The organism is Ruficoccus amylovorans, from assembly GCF_014230085.1.
In the GTDB taxonomy this organism is placed as follows: Bacteria; Verrucomicrobiota; Verrucomicrobiia; order Opitutales; family Cerasicoccaceae; genus Ruficoccus; species Ruficoccus amylovorans.
Map to the genome: position 1 here is coordinate 156,099 of NZ_JACHVB010000060.1, position 18,276 is coordinate 174,374.

An 18,276-nucleotide genomic window follows, 5' to 3' on the forward strand; every position below is an offset into this window, starting at 1 on the left:
GCCTCGGGCGGCACTTTTTTGTCATGCCGACCGCGAGCATACTCGGCGAATCGGACGATCATGTCCGCATGGCCGCACGCCTCCTGCGAGAAGGCGAACTCGTAGCCCTGCCTACGGAGACCGTTTACGGACTGGCAGGGAATGCCCGGCTCGAAACCACCGTCCGGAGCATTTTCACCGTTAAGGGACGCCCCTTAATCGACCCGCTGATCGTGCATGTGCACGATTTTTCGCAGGTCGAGGAGCTTTGCGCCGACGTCCCGCCGATCGCCCACCAATTGGCGGAGGCATTCTGGCCCGGCCCCCTTACCCTGATCCTTCCAAAGGCCCCGCAGGTCAGCGACCTGCTCACGGCAGGCCATCCGACCGTCGCGGTCCGCATGCCCGCTCACCCGCTGGCCCGACGCATCCTCCAGGCGGCCGATGTCCCCCTGGCCGCGCCCAGCGCCAACCCCTTTGGCTACATCAGCCCCACCTGTGCTGAACACGTGCAGGAATCGCTCGGCGAACGCATCGGCTGGATCGTGGACGGCGGCCCCTGCCAGAAGGGCATCGAATCGACTATCATCGACGTCTCCACCCCCGGTGAAATCCGTCTGCTGCGCCCCGGCCCGCTGACCGGCGAGCAAATTTCGGAGGCCCTGAACGGTTTACCTGTCACCACCCCGGCCGCCACGTCCAGCGACAAACCTGTCGCCCCCGGCATGCTGACGCGCCACTACAGCCCTCATACGCCACTGACCCTCGTCCCCAACGGCCAACTCCCCCCTGCCATCCCCCCGACCGCGCCCGAAGGCTCCAGCGCCTGGCTGGCCACCGCCCGCCCGCGCGCGGACGCGTCCTCCCCCGCCTATACCCGCTACTGGTTCAGTGAAACGGGCGCACTGGAGGATATTTCCCAATCCCTTTTCGGCATGCTGCGCAAGCTCGACCAAGCCGGCCATTCCCATATCTACGTCGAACTTCCCCCCTCCGACGGCCTCGGCCTCTCCCTCATCGACCGCCTCAACCGCGCCGCCGCGCGTTAGAGCACGCTCCAAGTAGATTTGCAGGTTATGCGAGAGGGTGTTTTCTGAAAAAAACACCCTCTCGCGCTCTCCCCAAAAAACTTTTGAGACGGAACCTCGTTTCTTCGCAAGAACGGTAGCCGCTAAACACCGAGGAGGTGTACGCCACAAAAAAAGCGGCGAGGCCGAAACCTCACCGCTTTATAAAACAGCGTTACCAGTCGAAACTCAGACCTGGCCGTCGTCATCCGCCGGGGTGGCAATTGGGGCACGCTTGGTCTTTTTGCCCTTACCCTCCACCTGGACATCCTCGCCATCGTCCGTGTGATAATAATCCTGGTATGATTTATCGTAGTAGTTGGCGTAGTAGTAACTCGCCACTGCCACGCTGATCTGGTTGAGCACCGCGCCAAAGACCGGGGTGTTCGACTCGATAATACGGCGCAGGTTAGCCTTGGCCGTGCGGCGCTTCACCGCGTTGAATTTGATCACATAAATGATACCATCAGCATGCGGCAGGATGGTCAGCACGTCACTGACAGCACCGATGGGCGGCGAGTCGATAATGATCCGGTCGTAGCGCGAACGCAGCTCGTGCAGCATTTCCTCGTAACGCGGGCTGTTAAGAATCTGCGTCGGATTCTTCGCCTTCCCCCCGGCCATGAGCACGTCAAGGTTCGGGTAAAGTTCGCTCACAATGGCCTCGTCGAGTGAAAGCTCATTGTTGAAGTACTGGATGATCCCCTTCTGCTCGCCATCGATTTCGAGCGACTTGCCCACATTCGGCATGCGAAGGTCACCGTCTACGATGAGGGTCTTTTCGCCGTGAATGGCGAAGGTCAACGCAAGGTTGGTCGTGACAAAGGACTTACCTTCACTGGGCGAGGTACTGGTCGAGACGATAACCTTGGCATTTCGGCTGGCCTCGTTGATCTTGAGGGCGGAGTGGATGGCTCGGAAGGATTCCGTCACCCGTCGGTCCACATTGGCCGCCACCGCGCGCGCCTTTTCCAATGAATTGAGACGCTTGATGCGAGGAACAATACCGATCAAGGGCAGGCCCACAGCCGTTTCAACGTCGAAAGCCGACTTGATGCGGTCATCGAGGAACGCGATCACAAAGACAAAACCGAGACCGAGCGCAATCCCACCGAAGACCCCGAGGGCCAGATTCATCGGGACATTCGGCTTGGCCGGTTCGGGGGTAGGGAGAGCCTTTTCGACAATACGGGCATTCGGCAGGATGAGCGGGATATTATTCCGCTCCTGCTCCAGACGATAGACGATCTGGGAAAGCACACCGACGTTAACCTCAAGGTCCTGCTCCAACGACTGGTAACCAACCGCCAAACGCTGCAGTTGCTTAATATCGTCTTCCTTCTCGGCCAGACGTTTCTGGGCCTGCTCGTATGCGTTTTTGCCTTCCAGGTACTCGACGCGGATCTCTTGAACCGCAGAATTGATGGCCGCATCAAGCTCTTGCTTCGTCTGTTCGTGGCCGCGGACAGCCTGCTCCAACGCCGGCCACTTGGGACCGTAGCGCTTGCGCATGGAGGACAATTCAACCTCCTGTGTGCTGAGCTGCGCAAGCAGATTTGAAATGCGCTGGCGCATCGAGATGAAAGGCAAATCCCAAAGCTGTTTTCCTTCGGCCACATACTCCTGAACCAGTTGCCACCGGCTCTCACGGGTGTCCAGTTCAGCCTTGGCCTCAGTCACCAGTTGATTGAGCTGGAAAATTTCCTGGGTCTCGATGTTTTCATCGGGTTTGAGAGATGTGCGGTTCGCCTTCTCGCGATATTCAACCAGCTTTTCGCGGATCGAATCCACCTCGGCCCGCTGCTTATCAGCACGGATGCGCAGGTCTTCCACCGCGCGCATGGACGATTCCACGTTCAGGCGCACATTGTAGGTGATGTACTCGTCAGCGTAGTAATTAGCGGCCATAGCGGCCATTTCCGGGTCCGGGTGGTAAAAGCCGATCCGGATCAGCAAAGTCGAGCGAATGCCGTCCACGCGCTTGTTTTCATAGAGCTTCTCCACCAGAGTGGGCTCACGAGAGGTAAAGCGGATCTCGTCAAGAAAAGGAGCCATGAAGCGCTCGCGGTCCTCATCCTTGAAGCGGTTGGCAACGGCCTCCGCCATAGCGATAGTATTGAGAATACCAACCTGCGTCATGAAGTCGTCCACCCCCAGGATGCGGTTTTCCTCAATGTCCATCTTACCCAGAACATTCGGTGCGTCACGCAGGAGCTGCACCTGGGCCTGCGAGTAGTAAATGTCAGTGGTATTGAGCGTGTAGAGCAGCGTGCCTACGAAAACGATGAAGAACGTCACCAGAAAATGCCAGATGCGTTCGCGCAGGATCATCAGGTAGTCCTTGATCCCCCGCTGCGGCGTTGCCTGCTGGCCTCCTCCATAACCACCACCGCCTGCGCCGTAGTTGTAACCACCATAGCTGTAGCCACCATAATAACCACCGCCGTAGTTGGAGTACCCCTGGCCGGAGCCATAGCCACCATATCCGCCACCACCGTAGCCGCTGCCCGATTGGGATTTGTCGTCGCTCATACTGCGAAGAAATTTCTAAAGTTTAAATAATGCGCTCGGCCACGATGACGTGGTCGCCATTTTTCAGCTTGATGTCGGAAACTTCCGGACTTTCGAGAATATCGTCAAAATCGACGGTAATAACCTCGGTTTTCCCCTCCGGATTGACCCGGCGAATCTTGATATTACCACGACGGGCCAGACGGGTCAGGCCCCCAGCACTGTTGATCGCCTCACTCAGCGTCAATTCCCGCTCCGGCGGGATCGGAACCGGGCCGGGCCTGTTAACCATGCCATGAACATAGATGAAGCGTTCCGTGTACTGGAGAACAAGGATCGTTACATGGGGATTAATCAGATAATCGCCTTTGTAGGCCTGAGTAACGAGCTTCTGTGCGTTATCAACCGTCATCCCGCCAATGACCAACTCCCCAACCAAGGGCAGGGAAACCGTGCCATCCGCCGAAAGGCGGGTCTGAACCTGAAGTTCAGGCTCCTGAAAGACATCCACCTGAACAACATCCAAAGGCTGAAGAACGTAATTACCGGCCACAACCCCCGCAGATACACCGGTAGCACCCAAAGGGCTAGTAGCTGGTGCAGTCGCGCCCCCACCGGAAGAATCTCCCCCTGTGCCGGAAGCACCTTCATTTTGAGCGGAGAGAAATGGGACGAGGAAACAGACGAGCGGCAGCAACAGTGTGACGCGCAATAGAGAGCTCATGATAGATTCGCGGGTTTTATAGACAAGTTACGGGAAGGAACCGATAGGACCTTCCCGCAACCAAAAAGTTCAGCCAGATTGGCTAATTAGTAGCGAATGACCGCCTGGAGATTGACAATATTGTTGTCGTAGGTGAGTCCAGCACGGTTGGAGTCATTCTTAAAGTAGGAGTAACCCAAGCTCAGGCTGATGATCGGGTCCGGAGTCCAGGTAACCGAAGCACCAGCGATATAGGTATTGTCCTCACGACCGGCATTGGTACCGGCACCAGTCTGGTTCTGATATTCGGTGTTGTAATAGTCGAAGTCAGCCTGGGCTGAAACATAGGGGGTGATGGCGTAACGAGCGCCCACACCAACACCAATCTCGTCGATCGAGGTACCCTGACCGCCGACACCGAAGTCCTTGCCGATATCGAGAAGGAGGGTCAGCTTTTCCGAGTAGTTATAGCTGAAGGTGGAATCCATGGCGAAACGCCCGTCATTGCTGACACCGCTACCGTCACGGAGCTGGTAACCGATGTTCAGCTTGGCATTGAGCTTCGGCAGGACTTCGCCCGTGAGCGCCAGATTAAAGAAGTAGTCGCTGTAATGGCGGGCCGGCTGTGTAGAGGTACCTTGCGTATCTGTGTAGCGGTAGCGGAACCCAGGACCGATGCTCCACTTCGGAGTCACACGATAGAAAAAGTCCACCGGTACAGAGTACGAATCATAGTTCGAGTAGGCGTCTCCAAAAGTAGCGTTATTGGTGTACTCGACGCGATTCCAGGCAAAGCCGCCAGCCATCCAGTACTTCTGGGAGAAATCATACTGGCCATTTGCATAAGCGTTGTAAAGGTCGCGCTTAACGAGGTTGGCCTGAGTGGCGAGGTTACCCGGAATCAGCGTGTTCTGGGTATTTTGCTGGGTCTGAACGTAGGAGAACCCGGCCTCGGTCGAAAGCGGACCGTTCGCGTAGCTGCCATCAATATAGAGGTTGGCGCGCTGGGTATTCAGGCTATCAAACCGATTATAAAAATAGAAGTCTTCGCGGAACATGACGCGGAGATTCGCCATGCTGTTGCGCCCGACGTTCATCTCAACGCCGGGGCCGAGGATGAAGAGGAAGTCGTCCTCTGTGTTCGGCGAGTTAAAAACATTCGTCTGGAAGCGTCCGGCAACCAGGCCGTTAAAGAATACGTCAACCGTATCGGCGACGGTTACGAGTGGAGCCGCTTGCGCCGAAGTACCACCCGCGAGGAGGGCAGCAACTCCGATTAGGGCTGAGAGTGTAGATTGTTTTTTCATAGACGGTTTGCAGCAGGTAGTGTGATTTAGGTGTTAGGAGCCACTTGTACCCGACAGGTTGTTGAAAACCTTAGAGCAAAGCAAGACTAACTATGCCAAATATAATTTGAACAGATATATCCCCCGGTTTGCCACACTCTAACTGACGAGTCAAGAGAGTTCTACACCCGGAGACGAGTCAAAAAAACCCTATTCGCGCCAATGATTAGTAAAATCCGCATTGATTTTCATGAAACGTTACCAAAGATGACCTGTCCCCTTATCTCAATCCATCTCTTCCAATAAAAAACTGAACGGTGATCTCCGGACGCCGCCTCCACCATGGCCAGACAATCTTCCAAAGCATCCTCCCGGAATAACCGCAAAACCATCCTGCTTGGACTCGCCCTGCGACAACGTGGCCCCAGCGGCAAATGGCGCATCCGCTTTCTATGGGGGCGGATCTTCGGCATTCTGGCCCTGCTGGTTATTGCGGGATACCTGGCCGGAGCCACCGCCATCTACTTCTATTTCAAGGAAAACAAGGGCTACAAGGGGGTTTCCTTTGGCCAAGTCATGGCCCTGCCCTTCAATATGGAGAAGTTCCAGCAACAGCGCGGGGATTACGAAATCCAGGAGGCCAAAAACTACCTCAAGGAAAACGACGTACGTAAAGCCTACTTCTACCTGCGCTCGGGCGTAGCCCACAACCCGACCAACCTGGAAGGACGCACCCTGCTCTCCGAATTCGCCCTTCTGGCCAAGCGCCAACCCGAGGAGGCCATTAGCCTGATGCGCGGCGGTATCCCCTACGCCGGTAACGACAAGGACTACCTCAAACGCTACATCCAACTGCTCCTGCGCTATCAGCAGGACCAGGAAGTGATGGATGTCGCCGACACCATTTTGAGCAAAAACCCGGATGCGGAAGTCCAGCGCCTGCTCGCTCTGGCTGCCGCTACCGCCCACTACTACCGCGGCGACTTCGACCAGGCCGAGGACTACATCCGCCAGTACGACCTCGACAACGACCTCGAAGGCACCCTGCTCTCCGCCCGCATCAGTTGGGACCGGGGACAGCAACAGGCCGCGATTTCCAAGCTGGAAACCTCCATCGGCAAATATCCCAACGACGAACCGGTTTACGCCCTGCTCAGCCGCTTCTACCGCGACATGGGAGCCCACGCCAAGGCACGTCGCTACGCGGTTTTGCGTAACATCAACGCCCCGTTGAGCGTCACCCCCCGGATCGACCTGCTCTACAGCCTGGATAACACCGACAAGCCCGAACGCGCCGACCGCGAGGCCGAAGCCATCCTCGCCCAGTTCGGGGATGACGACAAGGCCCTCATCGCCCTGGCCAACTACGCCACCGACTCCGGCCGCGTCGATCTGGCCCGCCGCATTTACGAAACCGCCCTGGAAAACGACTTCAACATCGCCCCCTTCGCCCTCCTGCTGGTCGAGGCCCATATCACCGGCGGCGACTACCAGGGCGCCATCGACTTCACCGAGGAGCTCTCCAAGGAAAAGCCCGAGTGGATGGAGCGCAACATGGGCGTGTTTAACAGCCTGCGCTCGGTCGCTTACCACGGCATCGGCAACAAGGACTACAGCGACATGTACCTGGAGCAGTTCCTCAAGCAGGGCAACGTCCGCGTGGATACGCTGATCGCCGTCTCTCGCCGCTTCACCGAAATGGGCGGCAAGGAGCAGGCACGGAAGATTCTGGTCAAGGCCATCCACGACAACTCCGACAATCAGGCCGCCCTCTCCCGCCTGATCGAGCTGGAGATCGACATGGGCAACTCCGCCCAGCTCGGCACTTACCTGAAAAAGCTTCTGCAAATGCGCCGCCCCTCGGTGGAACTCCTCCAAAAGGCCTATCGCAGCCTCGGGAGCGACCGGTTCATCTTCACTCAGGACCGCGAGACCCTGCTCATCGAGCTCGATACGATCATCCACCCCGACAAGCAGCGCCCGAGCTGAGCCAACCGGCAGCCCCCCGCCAGCAAGGGCCGGGCCGATACCGGCAGCGCATTTCCAATAAAGGTCTATTTCGTCCAAAACTGCGGCTTAATCTTGGACAAGTATTGGGGCTGCGCGCCCCAAACCTGCGGCAGGACAGAGTCCTGCACCTGTGATCCTGCGGATCACTCCTTTTTGTGCGGGGCGATGGTCTTCTTCAAACCGCTACCGAGAGCAGGCATTTCCTTCTTAATCTTCCCCCAAAACGGACTTCAATCCTCATCCTCGTCGTCAGCTCGCACGCGCACCGTGGCCGAGAGGATACGCTTTTCGTCCACTTCAAGGATGGTGACTTCGAGCGGGGGCTCGTCGATCTCGAAGCTCTCGCCCGCGTCGGGCATGCGCCCAAGCTCGTCCGTAATCCAGCCGCCGAAAGTCGAGACCTCGGTGTCGCCCACGTCGATGTTGAGCGCTTCCTCCAGATCATGCAGGGGCGTGAGACCATCCACATGGAAGGCCTCCTTGCCCATCGGGCGGACCATGGCGGCCTCGTTGACATCGAACTCGTCCTGAATGTCTCCGACCAGCACTTCGAGAATCCCCTCCAGGGTAATCAGCCCCAGCGTACCGCCAAACTCGTCCTTGACCACGGCCATGTGGAATTTCTGCTGGAGCATCGTTTCCATGGCATTTTCCAGCGGGTCGGACTGGCTGAAAGCAGGCATATGGCGACGGATGCGCAGCAGATCCGAGATCTGCCCCTTGCGACGGAAGATGTCCTTGATATGGATCAGCCCGATGCAGTGGTCGAGATCCTCCTCGCACAGCGGGAAACGCGTATGACCGCTCTCGCGGCCCATGGCCAGGTTCTCATCCACCGGGAGCGTGATGTCCATGTACTTGACCTGGTTGCGCGGCAGCAGCACGTCCGAGACTTCCAGGTCGCGGATGCGCAGTGCGTTGCGCAGGAGGTTGCGGATGCGCGGGCTCAGGGTAATGTCTTCCTCACCCAGCGCCCGGATCTGCACCTCGTAATCGAGCACGTTGAAGTCTTCCTTCAGCTTGAGCTGGAAGGGCTGGAGAATGAGCCCGGCGACCTTGCGCAGCAGGCGCGACCAGGGTGAGACCAGCGTGACAAACCCAAGGATGAACCACGAGGAGAAGCGCAGCGAGTCCTTCGGATGGGCCATGGCAATGGCGCGCGGCACCAGAAAACCGAAGATGCTCGTGAGCGAGACCGTGAGCACGAAGGTGAAAAAGATCAGCAGGATCTTGCCCGGCTGAACGGAAAACCACTCGATCTTCCCGATGAGGAAAAAGATCGTCGGCACCAGCACCAGCCCGAGCCCGACCGTGGTCAGGAGCACGCCGAAGCGCAGCACCTGGGCGATCTGGCCGCCACGATCCAGCAGCAGGGCCACCCGGCGGCTCTTGCGCAGGCGCTCCATCTCCTCGTCGTCCAGCAGGCTGTAACGCAGCTTGACCATGCTGATCTCACAGACGACCAGCATCGCGTTAATAAACAGCAGAAGGAGGAGAAAAACTCCGTACAACAGGATATCGATGGCGGTCAGGTTCACCGTCGCTCGAGCGCCCCTTTCACGGATGCGGCCTGCGGGCCGGCCAGAATCTCTTCCAGAGCCGACAGCAGCCGTTGGTTTTCCTCAGCCGTCCCCACCGTTACCCGCAGGTATTGCGAGAGGCCGTAGCCGTGCAGCGGGCGGACAATGATCCCCTGCGCCTCCAGCAGCTCAAAGACGGTCCGCGAATCGGCCACGCCCATGAGCACGAAGTTCGCCCGGCTCGGCGGGCACTCCAGCCCGAGACGCTCCAGCCCCTCGGTCAGTTGCCGCAGTCCGGCGGCATTGGAGGCGCGCGAGCGAGCCACGAACTCGTGGTCGTCGAGCGCCGCCAAGGCGGCCGCCTGGCCCACGCCGGTGCTGTTGAAGGGCTGGCGCACCTGATTCAGAAGCGCGATCAGCTCGGGGTCGCCGTAGCCGTAGCCCACGCGCAGCGAGGCCAGGCCGTAGATCTTGGAAAAGGTCCGGGTGCAGAAAACCTTGTGCCCCTCGTCGATGAGCGGACGCAGGTCCACCGGGTTTTCCAGGTACTCGGCGTAGGCTTCGTCGAAGCAGAAAATCACGTGCGGCGGCAGTTGCCGGATAAAGGACTTGAGGTCGTCCGGGTCGGTCAGGGTGCCGGTCGGGTTGTTCGGGCAGGGCAGGAAGATGATCTTCGTGCGGTCGGTCACGGCGCCCGCCATGGCGTCGAGGTCGTGCGCCAGGTTGGGCATCGGCACGGAGACGGGTTTCGCCCCGAAAAGCAGCGCCGCCAGCTTGTACACGATAAAGGCGTACTCACCGAAAATAATCTCGTCGCCGGGGCCCGCGAACGCCTGCGCCAGCAGCACCATGACTTCGTTCGAGCCGGTGCCGACAAAGATCTGCTCCGGCTTGAGCCCGCGCACCTCGGCCAGCTTCTGGCGCAGCGCGAGTGCCCCGCCATCCGGATACAGGTGGGCGTGCCGCATGGCCTGGGCCGCGGCTTCAACCGCCTTGGGCGAGGGGCCCAGGGCGTTTTCATTGGAGGCGAGCTTGAGCACGCCGCTGGGGTCGAGGCCGAATTCGCGTGCCACGTCCTCAATCGGCCGACCCGGCTCATAAACCGGCAGGGAGAGCACTCCCGGCCTGACCAATTCACGGTATTTCATTTGAAAAAGACCCCCTAGGCTGTCATACCTCCTCCCGCTTGCAATCTTATAATATGCGCGAGCACAGACCACGCCAATCGTACCCCGAATAAAAACCGCAGGGCGATATATCCGCCCTGTTGTTTTAAATATTACTGGAAACGTCCCCGTCGTTACCCCCTGACAACCCACCCGCCACCAACCTTTTAGCCCTTTAACCTCATACCCGCCATGAAAATTGCCCTGACTGGAGCCTCCGGCCTGGCCGGTTTCAACACCGCCCGCGCCGCCCGCGCCCGCAACCACGAAGTCCACGCCTTTTACCACTCGCGCCAGCCGGAACTGCCCGGGCTGGAGCTGCACCAGATCGACCTCTCCGAGCCGGAGAACGTCGTTGGGCCGTTGCTGGAGATTTTTCCCGACGTGATTATCCACGCCGCCGCCGTCTCCAGCCCCGCCGACTGCGACGCCGACCCCGCCCGCGCCGAGAAGCTCAACGTCGCCCTGCCCCGCCGACTGGCGCAGGTCGCCCATCACCTCGGCTGCCGCCTCATCCACCTCTCGACCGACATGGTCTTCGACGGGCAGCAGGGCACCCCCTACCGCTCGACCGACCTGCCGATCCCGATGGGCCTCTACGGCCAGCTCAAGCTCCTGGCCGAGCGCGAAGTCCTCGAACACGGCGTGGACGAGGCCACTGTCCTGCGCATCCCCATCCTCACCGGCAACAGCCCCTCGGGCAACCGCTCCGTCCACGAAAAGCTCTTCCACGCCTGGGCCGCCGGAAAGCGCCCCACCCTCTACACCGACGAAATCCGCCAGCCCCTCTCCGCCGCCAATCTCGGCGAACTCCTCGTCGAGCTGTGCGAACGCCGCAACCTGCACGGCATCTTCCACTGGGCCGGGAACGAAACCGTCACCCGCTACGAAATGGGCCGCCGCATCCTGGAGCGCTTCGGCCTGCCCGAAGACCTCATCGAGCCCGTCACCTGCGACGACGCCAGCCGACCGACCGACCTGCGCTTCGAACTGGCCCCGCTCGTGGGCAAGCTCAAGACCGTCCCCCTCTCCTACGAGTTCCAGCTCGACGAAATGCTCGTCCCCGCCGACTGCCGCGACTGGTACGAACAAGCCAGCGGCCGCTCCGCCGCCCCCGTCCGGCTCAAGAAGGGCGTGGATTTTTGATCAGAAGAGATTAACCACAAAGACACAAAGGCGCAAAGTGAGCCAATAATCGGTACCACAGGGATTCACGAGAGCGGTAACGAGATAAAGCTCAAGAAGCCGAAACACTGCCGCCTCCGCCGCTTCCTTTGTGCCTTTGCGTCTTTGCGGTTAAATCACATTCCCCCGATGCACATTCTGCCCACACGCACCGCCTCAGCCGCCGCCAACATGGCCACGGACCTGATGCTACTGGATGCGTATCCAATAATGGATACACCGCGCTTTCGGCACTACGGGTGGAGCGGCCCGGCGTGGAGCTTCGGGCTGTCGCAGGCGTTTAACCAAACCCACGAGCACATCCTCGCCCGAGGTGCCCAACTCGTACGCCGCCCCACCGGCGGCGGCCTCGTCGGGCACCTCGACGACTGGACCTACGCCCTCGTCGTCCCGCCGGGCGGTCGCGGCTACCGCGACGGCCCCGCCGCGCTCTACCGGCTGGTCCACGAGCAAATCGCCGCCGCCTTTGCCGCGCAGGGGCTGGCCTGCGGCCTGCACACGGTCAAAAGCGCCGACGGCCTGCACGCGGTCTGCTTCGAACAACCCGAGCAACATGACCTCACCCTCCCCGGCGGCGAAAAAATCGCCGGAGCCGCCCAGAAGCGCACCCGCAACGGCCTCCTCGTGCAGGGCAGCATCACCCGCCGCCTGCCCGTATCCATAAACTGGATACAGTTTGCCGACGACTTCACCGGCGCCCTGTCACAGCTTTTCAATACGACCCCGACGCCCACCCCCTGGCCCGACTGGGACGAACAACGCCTCGCCCGCGAAACCGCCCGCTTCGCCTCCGATGCGTGGACCAGGAAACGTTCACACTAGCTGTTTTTCCTGGGCTTGTGCAGCCCGGACCCGCCCCCGGTTGCACCCGGAAGCGATGAGGGACGCTACCCCTTCGGCACTGCGTGCCTACTCCAAGGTATGCGCTCATAAAATGGTGGCGACCCAGTTTTGATACTCCTCAGCGTTTGTTGAAAAGAGCCGTGCTTTTTTCAACAAACGCTGACGCGATACGCAGTATCGAAAGTGCAGGCTATGCCTGCTGCGGGTCTGGGCTGCACAAGCCCAGTATCCCCCCTCCCTCCCTATCTCTATCCCAACCGGAGGACGGCAACGTTTTCGATGTGGCGGGTTTGCGGAAAGAGGTCGAAGGGCTGGACTTCCTCCAGGGTGTAGCCGCCGGTGAGGAGCATTTTCAGGTCGCGGGCCTGGGTGGAGGGGTCGCAGGAAACATAGACCACGCGGCGCGGGCCGAGCGCGAGCAGTTGCCGGATAAAGGCTTCGTCGCAACCGGCACGGGGCGGGTCGATAATCATGGCGGTTTCGTCGCCGGGGAAGTTGATGGCGGAAAAGATCGACTCGGCCTCGCCGATGTAGAACTCGGCGTTCTTAATGCCGTTGATGGCGGCGTTGGCGTTGGCCCACTTTACCGCACTGGCGTTGACCTCGACCCCGGCCACGCGCTCGAAGCGCCGCGCCCCGCACAGCGCGAAGACCCCGACCCCGCAGTAGGCGTCTACCAGGTAACGCACACCGTCGATACAGGCGCGCTCCATCACAAAGTCCACCAACTCGGGCAGGATAAAAGGGTTGTTCTGGAAAAAATCGCCCGCCAGAAATTGAAACACAACCGGCCCGATTTTCTCGGTCACGGAGGCGTTGTTGTCCGTGGTCACGCCATCCAGCGTGTGCCGCAACAGGAGCGTACCGCCTTTTTTCAGCTTGGCCGAACGCTCCCGGATACGCTTGCGCTCGGTCGGCAGGGCCTCGTTGATCGCCTCAGTGGCAATGGGGCAAGCGGGTACATCGACGATGCGGTTGCGCTGCCCCTGATGGAGAAACCCGATGGGCATCTCGCGCTTCGGCGTGGCGGCTTCGCCGGGCTTTGGCTTAAAGGGCTTCGGGTAGTGCGGGGTCAGCTTGGAGCGGTAGTGGTACTCGCGCGGGGAGCCGTGGGTCGGGTTGACCGGATGGGTAATCCCGGCCAGGCGCACGAGCAGTTCCGAGACTTGCTGGCGCTTCCACTCACGCTGCGCGGCGTAACTCATGTGCTGGTACTGGCAACCGCCACAGGTTCCGAACAGCGGGCAAAGCGGGTCCACCCGCTCGGGCGAAGGCTCGATAATTTCCAGCAGGTCGGCGTCGGAGTGCTGTTTGTGGTTGCGGTAAACACGCACGCGCACGCGCTCGCCGGGGAGCGCGAAGGGCACCATCACGACCCAGCCGTTGACGCGCCCGAGGCCGGAGCCGAGGTTCGTCAGTGTGTCCACGCGCAGTTCCAGCTCCTCGTGATAGGCGAAGGGCTCGGGCTTGAAGTTCTTCGGGGCCTGAGGCGAAGTCATAACAGTCAGGGTCGGTTATATTCACGCCCGCCCCCGCCGCGTCAAAGCAAATGCAGCAGCAGCAGGACAGAGTCCTGCACCTGTGATCCTCCGGATCACTGATGCCTCCGCTCGGAGCTGCGGCATGGAATGCGGCTCTTGCCGCCAACACAAACGAACTTCCCCTCCCCCCGGTTTCCCAGACTACTGAGTAAAATCTGGACCCCACCTTATCGTTGCGTCAAATTACACGGTCTAGCCATTTCCGACGTTTTCCCAAGCTATGCCCGTGACCGAAATCACCTCGCGCCAGAACCCCCGGCTCAAACAAACCATGCGCCTGCACGAACGCAAGGGCCGCGCCGCCGCCGGACAATTTCTCGTCGAGGGACGGCTGGAGCTGGAGCGCGCCCTCCGGGCCGGGCTCACCTGCGCCGAGAGCTGGCAATGCCCGGAGCAGGCCGGGTACGATTCCGCGTTGGCCGGGCAACTGGCCACGGCAGCGGCGGAAACCTTCCGTGTTCCCAAGTCGGTTTTTGAAAAACTCTCCCGCCGTGAAAATCCGGACGGGCTGGCCGCTGTCTTTACCGCGCCCGAAATCGCCCCCGACGCCCTCACCCTCAAGCCCGCCCCGCTTATCGTCGTGCTAGAGGGTGTGGAAAAGCCGGGCAACCTCGGCGCAATCATCCGCAGCGCCGAAATTGCCGGGGCCGACGCCGTCATCGTCAGCGGTGGGGCCGACCTCTATAACCCGCACGTCATCCGCAATTCGCGCGGGCTGGTCTTCACCTTTCCCGTGTTGGCAATGGAACCCGAGGCCGCCCACGCCTGGCTGGCCGCCCACGGAATCAAGCTCTACGCCACCACCCCGGCAGCCACGCTCCCGCACTGGAGCGCGGACCTCGCCGCCCCCTGCGCGCTGCTCATGGGCAGCGAGGCCGAGGGGCTGAGCCCGTTCTGGCTGGAAAAGGCCGACGCATGTATCCAGATTCCACTACAGGGAAGCGGTGACTCGCTCAACGTCTCCGTCAGCGCCGCCGTCGTCCTCTTCGAGTCCGTCCGCCAACGCCAGAGCAGGACATAGTCCTGCACCTGTGATCCTTCGGATCACGGATGCCTTTGCCTGGGGCAAAGGCATGGGAGCGGATACATTTTCCGCTCTCATCATCTGGACGCGAAAGTCTAACGAGACGCGGCTTCGGTCGCGTCAACCATACCCGAGCGAGAGTTTTCCAAGGGTGACGCCGATAGCCAATCAATGTGCAGGCGATAAGAATAGTTCGTATCGTCCCACGAGATATCTTTTCCGTTAACCACCAGATGCTGCAACTGCGGCTTGGGCGATTTCACTCTCATATCGGATCGAAAAAGGATAACCGCATAATCCAAGGGCTCCTCCCCAGTAAACTGAATCCACTCTGCCCCCATAGGCAGCAAATCAGGTCCCGATCGGTCGACACCCGAAACGACTTTAATCTCCCCGAACTCAAAGGGGATGGCCTGTATTTCCCGCTCTTCGTAGCGATGCCCATGAAAAAAAGCTCCTCCCCAGTAGCTGAGTACGCAAAGGAGAAAAACGGCGATAAATTTACCCACTTTCTTCATGACATCCAATCCTCAACCAGTTCATCCAAACCCGCTTCGGTCGAGACTTCGGACGCGTAGCCGAGGTCGCGACGGGCGGCGGAGATGTCGTACCAGTGGTCCTTGGACAGCTCGACCGCGACGAAGCGCGTCATGGCCGGTTCGCCCGGCAGGCGGAATTTTTCGTAAATCCACTCCAGCGCCCGGCCCGCGCGGTAGGCCGTGCGGGCGGAGATGCGGCGCTTGACGACCGGCTCGCCCAAGCGCGAGAGCAAGTTGTTGATCCAGTCCCACAGGACGACCGGCTCGCCCTGTGAGAGAAAATACGCCCGCCCGGCGGCGGTGCCCTTTTCCAGCGCGTCAAAGGCCAGTTCGTGAGCGAGGGCGGCGTTTTTGACATGGGTGATGTCCACCCGGTTCGTGCCGTCGCCGACGATGCGCAGGCGACCCCGGCGGGCGCGGTCCACCAGACGCGGGACAATGTGCGGGTCGCCCACGCCCCAGATCAGATGCGGGCGCAGGGCGCAGGTCAACAGGCCGTCATGGCCGCTGGCGGCGAGGACTTCGCGTTCGGCTTGCGCCTTGGTTTCGGGGTAGGGGCAGAGCCAGTTTTTCCCGTAGGGCAGCGACTCGTCCGCGCCGGAAAACGCCTCCCCGGTAAAGACCACGCTCGGCGTGCTCGTATAGACAAGCCGTCCCACGCCGTGGCGCACGCAGGCGGCGAGCACGTGGCGCGTGCCCAAGACATTGGCGCTGAAGTACTCCTCACGCGGGCCCCAGACTCCGGCCTTGGCCGCGACGTGGAAGACCGCCTCTGTCCCGGCCACCGCCCGGTCCACCGCCGTCGCGTCGGCGATGTCGCCCCGAACAATCTCGACGCCGCGCTTCTCCAGCTCCGGTTGAGCCGAGCGCCCAAGCACGCGGACCTCCAGTCCGCGCGCCAGCAGCCGCTCCACCACATGGCGGCCGAGAAAGCCGCCGCCTCCCGTGACCAGTACCTTCATAGGGGCGACGGTGGGGAGTGCGGGCTTGCTTGCCAACCTTTTTTCCCAAGCATGGAGCGGATATGGAGAAATCCGCCCGTCCCCTGCCCCGCTGGCCCTTTGCGCTGGCCGTCGCCGTGCTCGCGCTGCTGCCGCTGCTGCCCGCGCTGGAAAACGGCTTCGTCTGGGACGACGAGATGAATCTCACCGCCAACGAGCACTTTCGCGGGCTCGGGGCAGAGCACCTGCGCTGGATGGCCACGAACTTCCACGGCGGGCACTACCAGCCGCTGACCTGGCTCTCCTACGCGCTCAACCACGCCGCCGGCGGCCTGCACCCGCGCGGCTACATCGCGGTCAACCTCGCCCTGCACGCGCTCAACGCCGCGCTTGTTTTTATCCTCTTCACGCACCTGCTCCCTCGCGACGGCCACGAACGCCGACGCCTGGCCTGGGCCGTGCTCGGGGCGCTCTTTTACGCCCTGCATCCGCTGCGGGTCGAGTCCGCCGTCTGGGTGACGGAGCGCCGCGACGTGCTATCGCTGTTCTTTCTGCTACTGAGTCTGCTGGCCTGGCTGCGGGCGCAGGACGGGTCGCACCGGCGAGGGCTTTTTTACGCCTTGAGCCTGCTCACCTTCGCGGCCTCACTGCTCTCGAAAGCCTGGGGCATCGTTTTTCCCGCCGTGCTGCTGATCCTGTATTGGCGGCCGCTCCATCGGCATAGCTGGAAAAAAATCGCGCTGGAGCTGGCCCCTTTCGCCGTGCTCGCGGTCGGCTTCGCCCTGCTGGCCGCCGCCGCCCAATCCGAGGAGGCCATGGCCTCTCTCGATGCCCACGGCTGGGACGCCCGGCTCATGCAGGCGGCCTGGAGCCCGGCTTTTTATCTAGAAAAAACCGCCCTCCCACTCGACCTTTCCCCCCTCTACCTGCTGCGGGGCGACTTCAACCCGTGGTCCCCGGCCATGATCGCCGGGGCCGCCGTCACGGTCGTAATCACGGGGACGTTGATCCTGCGGGCGAGGCGCTTTCCCGCCCTGCTGGCCGGTTGGCTGGTCTTTCTCGTGCTGCTGGCCCCCATCTCCGGACTGGCGCAGAGCGGCTCCCAACTCGCCGCCGACCGCTACACCTACCTGGCCGGTATCGTGCCCGCGCTCGGCCTGGCCGCCGCCGGGCTGTGGGCCAGCCGCCGCTGGCCGCAGCAGAAGAAGCTCTTCGCCGTGGGCATGGTCGTGGTGGTGGCGCTACTGACCTTTGCCACCACGCGCCAGACGCAGGTCTGGGAGAGCGCCGACACCCTCTGGAGCCAGGCCATCGAGGCCGACGAAACCAACTACGTCGCCTACTTCAACCGTGCCACGACCGGCAAACTCGGCGGCTACGAAGGCGCACTGGCCGACCTCGACCGGGCCATCGAACTCGACCCCGGCTACGCCGCCGCCTACGCCCGGCGCGGGGAGATCCGCGTCAACGCCCGGCAGGACGCCGCCGCCCGCGCCGATCTCGACACGGCGATTTCCCTCAACCCGGCTCCCGCCCAGCCCTACAACAACCGGGGCATCCTCAACCTGCGGGCCGGAAAAACCGCCAAGGCTGAAGCCGACTTCGGAGACGCGCTGGAGCGTGACCCGGAGCTTTACGAAGCCTATGTCAACCGGGGCCTGCTTTATCACCAGCAGGGCAAATCCACCGCCGCGCTGGCCGACTACGGCGCCGCCCTCGCGCTCCGCCCCGACGTGTGGCAGGTGTATTTTAACCGGGGTCTACTCCTGGCCGAGACCGGCCAGACCGAGGCGGCCATTGAAGATTTTACCCACGCGCTCTCACTCAACCCCGACTTTGCCGGAACATACGAGCAGCGGGCCTTACTCTATAGAAAGCTGGGGCAGACCAAAGCTGCCGAGGCTGACCTCGCAGCCGTCCGTCGCCTGACAACCCTGCCCTGACCCACCCAGTTCTCTTTC

Annotated in this window: 14 protein-coding genes; 6 read left to right on the top strand and 8 right to left on the bottom strand. The window is 61.2% G+C overall.

Annotated features, from left to right (window positions below):
• The first annotated feature begins 23 nt into the window (after positions 1-23).
• Entirely contained in the window at positions 24-1,028 is a 1,005-nt protein-coding gene (locus tag H5P28_RS17590; RefSeq protein WP_185677000.1) for an L-threonylcarbamoyladenylate synthase, read from the top strand.
• A 207-nt stretch (positions 1,029-1,235) separates the two neighbouring features.
• Here H5P28_RS17590 and H5P28_RS17595 read toward each other — a convergent pair whose 3' ends face one another.
• The 3 genes from H5P28_RS17595 to H5P28_RS17605 all read right to left on the bottom strand — a co-directional run bounded on the left by H5P28_RS17595 (position 1,236) and on the right by H5P28_RS17605 (position 5,567).
• Positions 1,236-3,578, bottom strand: a complete 2,343-nt coding sequence (locus tag H5P28_RS17595; RefSeq protein ID WP_185677001.1) for a GumC family protein — start codon at positions 3,576-3,578, stop codon at positions 1,236-1,238.
• 22 nt (positions 3,579-3,600) lie between these two features.
• Positions 3,601-4,281, bottom strand: a complete 681-nt coding sequence (locus H5P28_RS17600) for a polysaccharide biosynthesis/export family protein (RefSeq protein WP_185677002.1) — start codon at positions 4,279-4,281, stop codon at positions 3,601-3,603.
• Between the two features lie 86 nt (positions 4,282-4,367).
• Positions 4,368-5,567 carry an outer membrane beta-barrel protein gene (locus H5P28_RS17605; protein ID WP_185677003.1) on the bottom strand — a complete coding sequence of 400 codons (1,200 nt, stop codon included), beginning with the start codon at positions 5,565-5,567 and terminating at the stop codon, positions 4,368-4,370.
• 321 nt (positions 5,568-5,888) lie between these two features.
• Between H5P28_RS17605 and H5P28_RS17610 the strand changes: the two genes are divergently transcribed.
• Complete coding sequence (locus H5P28_RS17610) at positions 5,889-7,535, top strand: tetratricopeptide repeat protein (protein ID WP_185677004.1); 1,647 nt, start codon at positions 5,889-5,891, stop codon at positions 7,533-7,535.
• A 251-nt stretch (positions 7,536-7,786) separates the two neighbouring features.
• Here H5P28_RS17610 and H5P28_RS17615 read toward each other — a convergent pair whose 3' ends face one another.
• Both H5P28_RS17615 and hisC read right to left on the bottom strand, forming a co-directional pair.
• On the bottom strand, positions 7,787-9,094 hold the full coding sequence (locus H5P28_RS17615; protein ID WP_185677005.1) for a CNNM domain-containing protein: 1,308 nt from the start codon (positions 9,092-9,094) through the stop codon (positions 7,787-7,789).
• The gene (gene hisC, locus H5P28_RS17620) at positions 9,091-10,224 is read right to left on the bottom strand and encodes a histidinol-phosphate transaminase (protein ID WP_185677006.1); all 1,134 of its coding nucleotides are present in this window, start codon (positions 10,222-10,224) and stop codon (positions 9,091-9,093) included. Before hisC ends, H5P28_RS17615 begins: the two co-directional genes overlap by 4 nt.
• A gap of 210 nt (positions 10,225-10,434) precedes the next feature.
• On the opposite strand from hisC, the gene H5P28_RS17625 reads away from it, so the two are divergent.
• Together H5P28_RS17625 and H5P28_RS17630 are read left to right on the top strand one after the other, a co-directional pair.
• Positions 10,435-11,388 (top strand): SDR family oxidoreductase, encoded by a 954-nt coding sequence (locus H5P28_RS17625; protein WP_185677007.1) that lies wholly within the window; start codon positions 10,435-10,437, stop codon positions 11,386-11,388.
• Between the two features lie 168 nt (positions 11,389-11,556).
• Positions 11,557-12,249 carry a lipoyl protein ligase domain-containing protein gene (locus H5P28_RS17630; RefSeq protein ID WP_185677008.1) on the top strand — a complete coding sequence of 231 codons (693 nt, stop codon included), beginning with the start codon at positions 11,557-11,559 and terminating at the stop codon, positions 12,247-12,249.
• Between the two features lie 269 nt (positions 12,250-12,518).
• Here H5P28_RS17630 and H5P28_RS17635 read toward each other — a convergent pair whose 3' ends face one another.
• Entirely contained in the window at positions 12,519-13,769 is a 1,251-nt protein-coding gene (locus H5P28_RS17635; protein WP_185677009.1) for a class I SAM-dependent RNA methyltransferase, read from the bottom strand.
• Between the two features lie 262 nt (positions 13,770-14,031).
• Here H5P28_RS17635 and H5P28_RS17640 point away from each other — a divergent pair, with 262 nt between their 5' ends.
• The gene (locus H5P28_RS17640; RefSeq protein WP_185677010.1) at positions 14,032-14,832 is read left to right on the top strand and encodes a TrmH family RNA methyltransferase; all 801 of its coding nucleotides are present in this window, start codon (positions 14,032-14,034) and stop codon (positions 14,830-14,832) included.
• Positions 14,833-14,930: 98 nt separating this feature from the next.
• Here the strand turns inward: H5P28_RS17640 and H5P28_RS17645 are convergent, their stop codons facing one another.
• Both H5P28_RS17645 and H5P28_RS17650 read right to left on the bottom strand, forming a co-directional pair.
• Positions 14,931-15,353 carry a BTB/POZ domain-containing protein gene (locus H5P28_RS17645; protein ID WP_185677011.1) on the bottom strand — a complete coding sequence of 141 codons (423 nt, stop codon included), beginning with the start codon at positions 15,351-15,353 and terminating at the stop codon, positions 14,931-14,933.
• The gene (locus H5P28_RS17650; protein WP_185677012.1) at positions 15,350-16,336 is read right to left on the bottom strand and encodes an NAD-dependent epimerase/dehydratase family protein; all 987 of its coding nucleotides are present in this window, start codon (positions 16,334-16,336) and stop codon (positions 15,350-15,352) included. Before H5P28_RS17650 ends, H5P28_RS17645 begins: the two co-directional genes overlap by 4 nt.
• 62 nt (positions 16,337-16,398) lie before the next feature.
• Between H5P28_RS17650 and H5P28_RS17655 the strand changes: the two genes are divergently transcribed.
• Positions 16,399-18,258, top strand: a complete 1,860-nt coding sequence (locus H5P28_RS17655; RefSeq protein ID WP_185677013.1) for a tetratricopeptide repeat protein — start codon at positions 16,399-16,401, stop codon at positions 18,256-18,258.
• The last annotated feature ends 18 nt before the right edge of the window (positions 18,259-18,276 follow it).